The following is a 12,918-nucleotide window of genomic DNA, read 5'->3' on the forward strand; positions in this document are numbered from 1 at the left end:
TTGTTACTCTTCAGAAGTATTCTCCTCGAGTTCCGATGTGTCTTCACTTTGTTCGCTTTGTTCGCTTTTTTCGTTCTCTTCATTCTCCCCTTGACCACTTTCGGTTTCGGATGGTTCAAAGTACGTGCCCACTCCGATGTGAATCACACCTCTGGCATCAGGGTTCAGCTGTGCTACGATGGATGGGTAGCTCGGCATTTTTTCAGCAAAGTATCGCATAGAAGCCAGAACCGTATAACCGTCGTTCATGTATAATCGAACTTTGTCCCACTCTTCATCTTCTACCCAGTGTACTTCCGAAATCAGACTGGAGATGCTTGGAGGAAGCTCACTAATTTCAGCAGCCATTTCTTTAAGGTTCTCTTCTTTAGTGAACCCTGAAAGGACAGGAGCGTCTCCTCCTGGATGATCCACTCTCTTATCGAGAATGTTTCCATTTTCGAGAATAGGTGCATAAGATTCTTCTTCCTCCACATAAGCTACCCTGTCTCTTTCATCAACAGTGATCGTGACAGTAGCCGGGAAACTTCTATTGATGGTTGCATCCTTCACCTCGGGATGTGTCATAAGAGCTTCCCTGACAGAATTGCGGTCCACGGACCACAAATTATTGTCTTCCGTTATTCCACTTAATTCCCTGATTTCTTCTTCTGCCACTTCCTCTTCTCCGTTCACCTCTATAGTAGCGACGTTACTGAGCGGGGATTGAAGATAAATAACGACTCCAATCAGCAAGAAAAGGATGGTCAAGTACAAGATCAGTTGTCGATTCACTTTTCTCTTTCGTCGTTGTTTCAGTTGAGGAATTCGTTCTTCAATCGATACAACATTTTTTTCTTTCTTCATCTAAGAATCCCCTTATGTACGGGTAGGCTTCATACCCAGCCAGTATAGATGTATTTCACTTTATTATAGCATATGTAAACGCCCCTACGTAGACGGTAATGCGAGGAAATCGAAAAAAATAGGAGCATTCTCACATGCTCCTCTTCCCTAACCTTCTTTTTCGTAAACATTGTTAATTCTTCGCGTTCCCGCTTACACGTAGTACGAGTCCAAGCGAAGCCAGTGTCACTGTCAAAGATGAACCTCCGTAACTGATCAAAGGTAGTGTTATGCCGGTGACAGGTATCAAACCGATCACAACGCTTATATTTATACCTACCTGGATTACGACCATACCTACGACACCAGCGGCAATGAAAGACGAAAACATATCCGGCGAATAGATAGCAGTTATGAAACCTCTCCACATCAATAGGAAGAATAAGGCCAACAGGGTCGAAGCACCAATAAACCCTAGCTCTTCGGCGATGACAGAAAATATGAAATCCGTCTGAGGTTCCGGAAGATAATAATACTTTTGTATACTTCTTCCGAGCCCCGTACCGAACAAACCTCCAGGCCCCACTGCGTAGAGGGATTGAATAATCTGAAAACCCGTGCCGAGAGGGTCCTCCCAGGGGTTGAGATAGGCAGTCAACCGATCGATTCTGTAAGGGGCGGAAGCGATCAGCCCGACCAGCCCTGCAAGTGCCAGACCGGCCAAAGCGAAAAAATAACGCATTCTGCTTCCAGCAATAACGAGCAGCACCATACCTGTTCCGAACAACACTGTCCCCGTTCCGAGGTCGGGCTGAAGCATAATCAGCAGGAAAGGAAGTATCGTCATCACTAACGCCGGTAAAAAAACACGCTGAAAAGATTGAACGTCCTTATAGTTTGTCGCCAAAAACCTTGCAAGCGCAAGAATGACACCAAGCTTCATGAATTCCGCAGGCTGAATACTGAAAATACCTATACCAATCCAGCTTCTTGCCCCACCGCGCACCATCCCGACTCCCGGAATAAGCACTGCTGCCATGCAAATCAGGCACGCGATATAAATATGATAAGCATACTTGTCCCAAAAACTTATCGGAATCCTTTGTACCAGGGCCATCATCGCAATTCCCAACCCTGCAAAAAGCAATTGACGCTTGGCGTAATAAAAAGAATCATCGAATTTATACATCGACCAAGCTGAGGAGGAACTGTACACCATCACCACCCCCGCTCCGACGATAACCAGAATCAGTAGAAGAAGGAAACGATCACAACGTTTAAACAAAAACCCCACCTCCGTAAAGAGCCAGGGCACATGTTGTCCATAAGCCCCTACTAAAGCTTATGAACAGCCGCTATGAATTTATTACCTCTCTCCTCAAACGTCCGATACTGGTCCCAGCTGGCACACGCCGGAGAGAGAAGGATGACGTCACCCTTCAATGAAACTCTATAAGCCGCTTCTACTGCATCTTCCATCGTCTCTACAGATACAAAGGGGATATCAGAATCCCGGGCAAGCGCTTCAAGTTTGCCGGCAGTTTCCCCGAAAAGGACAAAATGTTTCACTTTAGGGAGATATGGAATGAGTTCATCGAACGCATTTCCTCGATCGAGCCCTCCTGCAAGCAGCACGACAGGCTCTGGAAATGCTTGTAACGCATGACTGGTCGCTCTGATATTAGTCGCTTTCGAGTCATTATAGAAGAAGCGTTCGTACTTCTTGTCTACGTACTGCAAACGGTGAGAAACCCCTGCGAACTCATAGAGCACAGCTTGAACGGCTTCATTCGAAACTCCGAGACATTTACAGGCAGCAACGGCGGCAAGACAATTCTGTATGTTATGTTCCCCGACGAGGACGATTTCCCCTCTTTCTGCAACGATTTCTTCTTTGTAATAGATAAACGAATCGTCCGCCCAGGCACCATTCTTATCCTGATAAAGAGAAAAAGGAACGCCTTTTGCCTGAGTCTTCGTTTTATAGCTTTCTACGAGCCTGTCATCTGCATTGTAAACGAAGCAATCTTCATCGGATTGGTTGTTCAGGATATTGGCTTTGGCAGCCTGATAGTTCTCCCGGGTTTTATGATAATCAAGATGGCTGTCAAAAAGGTTGAGCCACACTGCTACGTCTGCACGGAATTTCTCAATGCCGAGCAATTGAAAAGAGGATAGCTCGATTACCATGATATCCGAATCGTCGGTACGCTGAGCCACCTCACAGGCGACCTCTCCTATATTACCTGCAACATGCACTCTCCGGTTGTCCGCTTCAAGAATGCGGTGCACAAGCGTTGTCGTCGTCGTTTTTCCATTAGAACCCGTAATGCCGATCACAGGCCCTTCATGCAAGTAAGCTGTGAGTTCCACCTCTGTCACTACGGTGATGCCACGTTCTACAGCCTCTGCTATCAATTCATTTTCATAAGGGATTCCCGGGTTCTTGACGACAACATCCGTTTCATCCAGAAGTTCCAAGGGGTGACTGCCTGTTACAAGAGAGACCCCCATCCGTTTAAGCTGCCCGGCTTCCTTACTCCCCTCTGATGTATTCAAATCATTGACCGTGGTGCGGACGCCGCTTTTTTGAAGAATTGCAGCTGCTGCGAACCCGCTTTTGGCTAATCCAACCACCAGCGCGCGCTCATATGGAAAGTTCTTCAACTGTTTCATCCGACCATCACCTCCATCGAAACTCCGAGGATAGCGAATAGAAGACCTGCAATCCAAAAGGCGGTTACCACTTTCCATTCCGACCATCCCTTCAGTTCATAATGGTGATGAAGAGGACTCATTCGAAACACACGTTTTCCGGTTGTTTTATAAGAAAGGACTTGAATGATGACAGACAAGGTCTCCAGTACAAATACTCCTCCCACGATGATCAAGAGAAGTTCCATTTTCAAGAGGATGGCGACCATAGCAATAGCCGCTCCGAGAGCCAGGGAACCTGTATCCCCCATGAACACCTTCGCAGGATGAGCGTTAAACACGAGAAACCCGAGCAATGCTCCGATGACCGCTACCGTGAAGAGGGCCGTCTCTACGTCCCCCGCTACTGCCCATGCAAGGATTGCAAAAGCTCCGAATGCGATAGAAGCCGTCCCTGCAAGTAATCCATCCAGACCATCTGTCAGGTTGACGGCATTCGATCCGCCTACAAGCATCAATAAAAGCAGCACACCATAACCAGCTCCAAGGTCCACGGAGAGAGAGGTAGAAGGTATTTGTATGGATGTGTCAAATCCTCCGGTCATCAGGATGACGTATACAATAGCTGCTATCACGAGTTGCATAGCCATTTTCTGCTTAGAGGTCAGGCCGAGATTCCTTTTCTTTGCCACTTTAATGTAATCATCGAGAAATCCGATCAACCCGTACCCTAGCAGGACAATCAGAAGAAGTGTCGTTTCCATTCCGAGTCCATTCGCATAGAAGAATGGGAGGAATAAAACGATCGTCACCGTAACAGAAAAAAGCACCATCAAACCGCCCATGGTCGGCGTACCGCTTTTTTTCTGGTGTGAGGAAGGCCCTTCTTCACGGATTTCCTGTCCAAACTTCAACCTTCTCAAAAACGGGATGACCACAGGGAACAGGGCGACCGTAAGCAAAAAGGCGATTCCCATAATTGCAAGTAATAATAGTTCATTCATTTCTGTATTTCCTCCTTAAACCGATCAACCAACATTATTCATTCGTAATAGCTGTCACGACTTCTTCAAGTTTCATTCCGCGGGAAGCCTTCACAAGTACAACGCTGTCTTCTTGGAGCAGGCTTTTCAGTTTCTCTATCAATTCCTGTTTTTCTTTATAATGAGCCGTTAGTACAGAAGAGAACCTCCTGGCCACTTCTTCTGTGATAGCTCTCGAATCCTCCCCGATCGATAATACAGCATCTATGTCAGGGGTTACGGACTCTGCGACGCTGGCATGCAGTTCCCGGCTGTGATATCCGAGTTCGAACATATCTCCCAGCACGAGAATTTTGTGGGATTTAGCCTGATATTGTTTCAAAAAATCGATGACGGCTTTCATCGAAGTCGGGGAAGCATTGTACGTATCGTTGAAGACATGAGAGCCCTGCAACCCTAGTACCTTCTCCAGACGCATCCCGGTCATCGTCAACTCCCCGAAGCCACTCTGGACTTCTTCCGGGTTCATACCGAGCTTTTCCGCAAGGGTCAATACGTAAACGGCATTCTTCACGTTATGTTTTCCGACAAGGGGAAGGTCATAAGTGCTTCCTTCCACTTGAAAACGACTCCCCTCATCATGAAGAAGAATATTTTCCGCTTTTCTATCTACGTAATCCGAAAACCCACAGGTGATTCCCTTCGTACCTGCGAGCAGTTTTTCATCCCCGTCATAAATAAGGAGACTGCTTTCCCTGAACCCGGCTGTGATTTCAAGCTTTGCTGTCGCTATATTCTCACGGCTCCCCAGATGTTCAATGTGAGACTCTCCTATATTCGTCACAATTCCGTAATGGGGGCGGGCGAGTTCACTCAACACTTCTATTTCCCCAGCTCTATTCATCCCCATTTCTAGCACAAGGACTTCCGTATTCTCCGGCATTGCAAAAACGGTGAGGGGCACACCGATATGATTATTCAGGTTCCCCTTCGTGTAATGCGTCCGGAATTTCTTTCTTAGTACTGAAGCCGCCATATCCTTCGTTGTCGTTTTTCCATTTGATCCGGTAATCGCTACGACAGTCGGTTCCACCCTACGAATATATTCATTCGCGAGCCGTTGCATCGCAGTGAGGGTATCCTCTACAAAAAACACCGGAAAATCCGTCGGAACGTAAGCAGGAAGGTCTATATCCTTTTGCCATAACGCCGCCACCGCTCCTTGCTCAATCGCTTTATCAAGGAAGGAGTGAGCATCAAAGTTCTCTCCTACAATCGGAATGAACAAACTTTTTCTTCCGGGGACCCTGGTATCAGTCATCACACTTTCGATGTGAATTCCTCTATGGGCATCCCCCTTGAAATCGTGGAACAGAGAGATCATCGTTTCTGTCGTCGTTATCATGTTTCTTCCCTCCTACCTGTAACAGCTTCCTTTGCGACTTTACGGTCGTCAAAATCTGTTTTTACACCATCTATTTCCTGATACGTTTCATGTCCTTTTCCGGCTATGAGCAAGACATCTTTCTCCTGGCAGGAAGACACCGCCCGGGCAATCGCCTGTTTACGATCCGTGATTCTCTGGAAGCCTCCGCTCAGGTGAAGGGTCATATCGTCAAGGATTTGTTCGGGGTCTTCGGATCTCGGATTGTCAGACGTAAAATACACATCATCCGCCATCTCCATCGCTATATCAGCCATCTGCGGACGCTTCTCCCTGTCTCTGTCTCCCCCGCAACCGACGACCACTCTAACTTCTCCTTCACAAACCTTGCGTAAGGTACTCAATACATTTTTCAAGGAATCCGGTGTATGCGCATAGTCGACGACAATTCCATAGTTCTGACCTGCAAGGACAGGTTCAAGTCTTCCAGGTACCCCCTTCGTTTTCTGAAAGGCACGAGCAATCACTTCAAGTGATATGCCACTGGCAATAGCGGCCCCTGCAGCTGCCAGCATATTATAGATACTGAATTCACCCATGAGCCCGCTGCTTATGTCGACGGTTCCTACTGGTGTGACCATCGTAAAGGAAACGCCGGTCTCATTCGACACAATATTCCGGACATGTATATCTCCATGCTCGAGACCATAGGTAAGAACCGGCTGAGCTGTCGACCTTATCAGCATCTCTCCGGCAGGATCGTCTGTATTGACGACGGCATATTTCTCTCTTCCTTGTTCGTAATGGTTACCAAGCTGAGAAAATAGCAGAGATTTGGCACGCAGATAGTCATCCATATCTTTATGGTAATCAAGATGATCCTGGCTCAAGTTTGTAAAGACCGCTATATTAAAGTCGAGTCCATAGACCCTTCCTTGATCAAGGGCATGGGAGGATACCTCCATCATCGCCGCATCTACTCCTTCTTCCTTCATCGTGTGGAAGAAATCGTGAAGCGTAACAGAATCCGGCGTAGTGTTCGCCACATCATAGGACTGTTCATTGATTTTCGTTTGAATCGTTCCGATCACTCCGGTGGAGCTTCGATTCTCCGTAAAGATCTCATCCAAAAGATACGTAATCGTCGTTTTCCCATTGGTACCGGTAACACCGATCAAGTGCATGTCACGGGTCGGGTTATCGTAGTAGTAAGAAGCGAGTTGAGCCATAACACGTTTCGTATCACTCACTACGATAAGGGGAACATCCACTTCCACAAATTCTTCTGCTACGATTGCCGCAGCCCCATTTCTTATAGCTGAAGGTATGTATCGATGCCCATCCGTCTCGAAACCTCTGATAGACATGAATAGATCCCCCGGCTTTACCTGCCGGGAGTCCATCGTAATGCCTGTTATATTCGTTTCCTGATCTCCGAATCGTTTATAAAACGGTACGGAAGTAAGTAATTGATCCAAATTCATCTCATTCATCCTAACTTTCTTAGTAAAAAACACATTCTTTCTTATTATATCAAAGATAGCTTCCTTTTGGTTACAAAAAATGAGTGTAGCGAAATCTGACTGTTTCAATCGCTGAGGTAAACACGAACGACAGTATCAGGTGGCACTTTAACTCCGGCCCGTGGAGCCTGATGGAACACACGGTCTCCTTCCCCCTCTGCTTCCACTCTCAAAGGTGTCAGCAGCTTGCTTAGAGAAGACTTCGATTCCCCTGTTATATCCGGTACTTCCACATATTCTTCTTCCGTCCACGTATAATCCTTCTCCAGCTGGTCCTCACGCTCTTCGATCCCCATCGCCCGTAAACTGTCCTCCATTATTTCCTTCACAATCGGTGCAGCGACAACCCCGCCGAACTGGACAGTATCTTTCGGGTTATCTACAGCCACGTAGACGACAATTTCCGGATCGTCGGCAGGTGCAAAGCCGATGAACGACACTATGTGATTATTCGTCATGTAAGTGCCGTCCGGTCCGACCTTCTGAGCCGTTCCGGTTTTCCCTCCCATCGGATATCCTTCAATGAAAGCGCTCCTCCCTGTACCTTTAGCAACGACTGACTCCAGAGCTTCCCTGATCTTCAGGGAAGTTTCCGTATCGATGATTTTACGTTCCGCTTTCGGTTCAAAAGCCTGGATCTCTTCACCTGTCTCAGAATCGATCCATGCTTTACGGATAAATGGCTGAAAATACGTTCCCCCATTCACAGCCGCGGAAACGGCAGCTACCTGCTGAATCGGTGTGACCGATACGCCCTGACCGAAGCTCGTCGTCGCAAGCTCAATCGGACCAACCGCGTCTTCTTTGAAAAGGATGCCTTTGGCCTCTCCACTCAGGTCGATTCCTGTCTGCTTACCGAACCCGAAGTCCTTGATATACTTGTACAACGTCTCGACTCCAAGTCTTTCTCCCAGTTCGACGAAGCCGGGGTTGCAGGAATTCTGCACGACTTCCAAAAAGGATTGACTGCCGTGACCTCCGCCTTTCCAACAGCGCAATTTCGCGCCATTCACCTTCACGTGACCAGGATCATGGAAATGGCCATTATGAAGATCGACCACATCTTCCTGAAGAGCCGCGGCAAGTGTAATGATCTTAAAAGTGGATCCCGGCTCATAGGTGCTCCATACAGGCAAATTCCGATTATACACGGAAGGGTCTACCTCTGAGTATTCCCCGGGATGGAAGGTGGGTCTCGAGGCCATCGCCAATATCTCTCCACTACCCGGGTCCATTGCAATCGCAATCTGACCGTCGGGATTATAAGTAGCTTCAGAGATATCCAGTTCTCTTTCCACGATTTCCTGGATGTCCCGATTGATGGTTAGTTTGAGGTCCTGTCCATCTTCCGGAGGATTATATTTATCCATAAGCCCTTCAAGTCTTTTACCTTTGGCATCAGAATAGAACGACAAGGAACCCGCCTCTCCTTCAAGGCGATCATTATAATAGGCTTCGAGTCCTGCCAGCCCCTGATTATCAATCCCACTGAAACCGACCACGTGGGATAAGAAAGCACCTTCGGGGTATTTCCTCTTGTAGTCTTTTGCGATGTATACACCTTCCATCCGTTCTTCTCTTAATTTCAGCACCTGTTCCTCCGTTATTTTGCGCCCTTCCGGATGAATGCGCTCCATAGACACCTGGTTCGTTACGTGACGATATGCTTTTTCTTTACTCATCTGGAGGATGTGAGCCAGGGTTTCTGCTGTTGTTTCTTTATCTTTGACTTGTCTTGGAACGACGATTACAGATGGAGCCGGTTGATTGCCGACTATAGTTCTGCCTTCCCTGTCCACGATTTTCCCACGTTCTGCTTCATAAACAATATCTCTTGTCCATAGCCCTTCCGCTTTTTCTTTCAGATCCTCATGCTTTTCGAACTGGACATATCCGAGGCGTGTGATCATGATAAGAAATAATAGAAGGGCAGCAAAAAAAGCAGTGACTAACCGTTTCTTGATTACATACATGGCATCTCAGTTCTCCTTTTGAGATTTGCTTGTACTTAATGTATGTATATCAAAAACGATTAGAACACTGCTAAGGGGTTTCCGGCGGTTCGAGTTCAATGACTAGATAATCATCTTTATCAAGCGCTGCACTTCTTTCTATGCTTTGTTTCTTCACATACCCGTTCCCCATCACTTCAAGGGTGATTCCGAAATAATCAGCAAGTCGCTGCACTTCACGCTGGGACCAGCCTGTAATATTCGGCATCGTCGGCTCATCAGTAATAATCATTATATGCTCATTCGCTACTGCTTCCTCCTGGTTATGAGGCAGCACCGCTTCCACTTTGGAGCCACTTCCTACTACAGTGACTTCTGAGAATTCGCTCAGGGACTGTTTGGCTTCTTCGACAGACTCCCCTTCAACCTCAGGAATCTCCAAGTTCTCTACAGTCATCTTTTCATTCTGGTCCGGAGATATATTCAAGTAGTGAAGACTATTTTGCATGACGGTCTTGAAGATATGGGAAACAGGATCCGATCCGATTTCTGAATTCTCGAGTTTCGGCTGTCGAACCGCTACATACATAACAAGTTCCGGATCTTCAGCAGGAGCCATGCCCAGGAAGGAAAAGGTGTAATTGTTCCTCCCGGCAAGGTATCCTCCTTCCGATATGTTCGCCGTCCCTGTCTTCCCGGCTACAGAAAAGTCTTCAAGAGCAAACGGCTTCCCTGTTCCATCTTCGTTACTGACCACTTGAGTAAGCAACTCTTTCATTTGTTCTGCTGTTTGTTTAGAAATCGGCTCCCCGAGGGTTTCCGTTTCATTCTCCGCAACAGCTTCTCCCGTATCTGCTTCTCTGATGGAATCAAAGACATACGGTTTCATCATCTTGCCTTCATTCGCAATAGACGTTGCTGCTGTAAGAAGTTGGATCGGGGTCATTGTGGAACCTTGACCATACGACGTGGTAACCGTTTCGATTGCCCCGGACAAAATCGTTCCCGTCTTCTCCCCAGGAAGATCGATACCTGTTTTATCATCCAACCCGAAACGACCGATATAATCCCGGAAGGTTTCAGGACCAAGCTTCTCATAACCTAGCTTCGCCGCAGCTACGTTGGACGACCGCATCAGTCCTTTATCATAAGTGATCGTCCCCCAACCACTGTCGTTATGGTCGGAAATGGTAGATCCACCTACCGTATAGGAGCCTGATTGGAACGTTTCAGATGGGTTATAGACTCCTTCTTCCATCGCTGCTGCCCACGTGAACATTTTCATCGTGGACCCTACTTCGAACGGGTAAGCAATCATATCATTGTACCAATTCTCCACATCACTGCGATCGTTCGGGTTATAGGCAGGTCTGTTCCCCATGGCCAATATTTCCCCAGTCTCCGGGTCCATCACTCCTGCCATCACTTTTGCAGGGTCATACTCTTTCTCGACCTGAGTCAGTGCGTCTTCGAGGAACGTCTGTATTTTCTGATCGATGGTAAGATATACATCTTCCCCGTCTTTCGGAGCTTTCAGGATCTCCTCCGGATCGAGAAGTTCAGTTCCATATTTGTCCCGTTGATAAGAAATACTTCCATCTTCGCCCTCCAAATAGTTCTCCATGGATTTTTCCACGCCTGTGACTCCTTCTACGCCTTCGTCCGTGGATTGAGCAAAACCGAGGATGTGGGAAGCAAATGTACCATTGGGATAAAAACGCTCCGTCTCCTCTTCGAATGTAACACCCGTTATCTCTTTTTCTTCGAGAGAACTTTCGATGTCTTCTTTATCATCCTTCGGAATATCTCTTCCTGCACTGCCGAATTCAACTTGGAACCTACCTTCTTCCTGCCCTTCTTCTATCCGGTTCGTTATATCCGACTTTTCGAGAGGCAGGTAATCAGAAAGAACTGCTGCAACTTCCTCCGGATCCGTCACATGTTCAGGTTCCGGGAGGTTCTCGGAGTACTCCGGTTCAACAATCGCCTGCAATCGGTACGTCGGGCGGTCATAAGCCAACACCATTCCGTTCTTATCGTATATCTTTCCGCGTTCTGCAGGTATCGTGTAAGAACTTGTACGCTTTTTGTCCGCCCATTCCTCAAGATCTACCCCCTGTACAGTTCCAGTCGTCTGTATGTAAAGAAATCTACCGGCGATGATGAGAAAAGCAAGACCGAACAATAGCAGGAGAAGGGATGCCCCTCGTGTTGTGTTTTTATGCTTCATAGTGCCATCCTCCAGATAATCAGTCTGCGGATACGGTTCCTGCCTGTTTCACCTGAGACTGTTTTATATCCAGGCCGTGTTTCTTTGCGATTTCAAGAATCCTTTCAGGATTCCTGAGTTGTTCTGCTTCATAGGAAAGGGAGTTATTTACAGATTGTTGTTCCTGGATCTTCCCTTCCATGGACTCGATATCCCGGTTCAGGGAATCCGTGGCACTTGAAAAGCTGATGACATAAGCACATGCACATAACATAGCGCCACTTATCACTGAATAAAGATATTTCTCTCCGGTACTGATCCATTTCTTTTTGGTGACTTTCACCTTCACCTGTTTCTGTTTCCGCTTCGGCTTCGTTTCCGGTTGATACGCTCTTACTTTTTCTGTACTCATGTCAATTTCCACCCTTTCTCAAAGTGAAATTCTTCGGACCATGGCTTCACCTTTTCAACGACGCGGAGTTTCGCAGAACGCGACCTGCGATTTTCTTCCAACTCTTCACTGATTGCTTCTACCGGTTTCCTTGTCACCAATCTGAAAGGTGGTTGTTTTTCGTCAGGTATCACCGGTAAATTTTTCGGAAGAGGCGGGGTCGTACTCCATTGTTTGAAAGCCTGCTTACAGATTCTGTCTTCCAATGAATGGAAGGTGATGACTGCAATTCTTCCTTCAGGAGATATGTAACGTGCTGCCTGCTCAAGAGAAGAGAGAAAAGCTCCGAGTTCATCATTGACAGCAATCCTGATTGCCTGAAAGACTCTTTTTGCCGGATGCCCGCCTTTTCTTCTGGCAGCAGCCGGAATCCCTTCCTTGATTAATTCTACGAGTTCTCCTGTCGTGGTGATCGGTTCCGTTTCCCTTTGTTTCTCGATTTTTCTTGCAATCTGTTTGGAAAATTTCTCTTCTCCGTATTTGTAGAAAATACGGACAAGATCTTCATAAGCCCATTCGTTGACTACTTCATACGCCGTGATAGCATCATGCTGATTCATCCTCATATCAAGCGGGGCATCCTGATGATAACTGAATCCTCTCTCTTTCACATCCAGCTGTGGGCTTGAGACACCGAGGTCGTATAAAATGCCGTCGACCCTCTCCACCCCTCTTTTCTCGAGCTCTTCTTCCAGACTGCGAAAATTCGCAGCGATGAACGTGACATTCGCAGCATATGGTTCCAAGCGTTCTCGGGCTGCTTTCATCGCGTTCTCATCCTGGTCGAAGGCATACAGATGACCGGTGGTGAGGCGTTTCAGGATTTCTTCACTGTGTCCTCCGCCCCCCAGTGTACAATCAACGTACACCCCGTCTTCCCGGATGTTCAATTTTTCAATGGTTTCTTCTTTTAGTACGCTATAATGTTCAAACATG

The 12,918-nt window shown here is 47.1% G+C and carries 10 protein-coding genes; all 10 read right to left on the reverse strand.

The annotated features are described in order from the left end of the window. Positions 1-3 precede the first annotated feature (3 nt). Entirely contained in the window at positions 4-846 is an 843-nt protein-coding gene (locus BLQ44_RS02920; protein WP_093191875.1) for a cell division protein FtsQ/DivIB, read from the reverse strand. A gap of 172 nt (positions 847-1,018) precedes the next feature. Then, positions 1,019-2,119: a stage V sporulation protein E gene (gene spoVE, locus BLQ44_RS02925; protein WP_093192036.1), complete on the reverse strand. Its 1,101-nt coding sequence runs from the start codon at positions 2,117-2,119 to the stop codon at positions 1,019-1,021. 41 nt (positions 2,120-2,160) lie between these two features. Next, positions 2,161-3,501, reverse strand: coding sequence for a UDP-N-acetylmuramoyl-L-alanine--D-glutamate ligase (gene murD / locus BLQ44_RS02930; RefSeq protein ID WP_093191877.1), 1,341 nt, complete (start codon positions 3,499-3,501; stop codon positions 2,161-2,163). Next, a complete protein-coding gene (mraY, locus tag BLQ44_RS02935; protein ID WP_093191879.1) occupies positions 3,498-4,484 on the reverse strand; it encodes a phospho-N-acetylmuramoyl-pentapeptide-transferase in 987 nt (328 codons plus the stop codon). Before mraY ends, murD begins: the two co-directional genes overlap by 4 nt. A 34-nt stretch (positions 4,485-4,518) precedes the next feature. Beyond that, positions 4,519-5,868, reverse strand: coding sequence for a UDP-N-acetylmuramoyl-tripeptide--D-alanyl-D-alanine ligase (locus BLQ44_RS02940; protein WP_093191881.1), 1,350 nt, complete (start codon positions 5,866-5,868; stop codon positions 4,519-4,521). Continuing rightward, positions 5,865-7,331: a UDP-N-acetylmuramoyl-L-alanyl-D-glutamate--2,6-diaminopimelate ligase gene (locus tag BLQ44_RS02945; protein WP_093191883.1), complete on the reverse strand. Its 1,467-nt coding sequence runs from the start codon at positions 7,329-7,331 to the stop codon at positions 5,865-5,867. Before BLQ44_RS02945 ends, BLQ44_RS02940 begins: the two co-directional genes overlap by 4 nt. A 104-nt stretch (positions 7,332-7,435) precedes the next feature. After that, positions 7,436-9,343: a stage V sporulation protein D gene (locus tag BLQ44_RS02950; RefSeq protein ID WP_093191884.1), complete on the reverse strand. Its 1,908-nt coding sequence runs from the start codon at positions 9,341-9,343 to the stop codon at positions 7,436-7,438. Positions 9,344-9,413: 70 nt separating this feature from the next. After that, entirely contained in the window at positions 9,414-11,552 is a 2,139-nt protein-coding gene (locus BLQ44_RS02955; protein ID WP_093191886.1) for a penicillin-binding transpeptidase domain-containing protein, read from the reverse strand. 19 nt (positions 11,553-11,571) lie between these two features. Next, a complete protein-coding gene (ftsL, locus tag BLQ44_RS02960; RefSeq protein ID WP_093191888.1) occupies positions 11,572-11,943 on the reverse strand; it encodes a cell division protein FtsL in 372 nt (123 codons plus the stop codon). Next, complete coding sequence (rsmH, locus tag BLQ44_RS02965; protein WP_093192038.1) at positions 11,940-12,917, reverse strand: 16S rRNA (cytosine(1402)-N(4))-methyltransferase RsmH; 978 nt, start codon at positions 12,915-12,917, stop codon at positions 11,940-11,942. The genes ftsL and rsmH overlap by 4 nt, the downstream gene beginning before the upstream one ends. Between the last annotated feature and the right edge of the window lies 1 nt (position 12,918).

This window comes from Salimicrobium halophilum, from assembly GCF_900100295.1.
GTDB lineage: Bacteria > Bacillota > Bacilli > Bacillales > Halobacillaceae > Salimicrobium > Salimicrobium halophilum.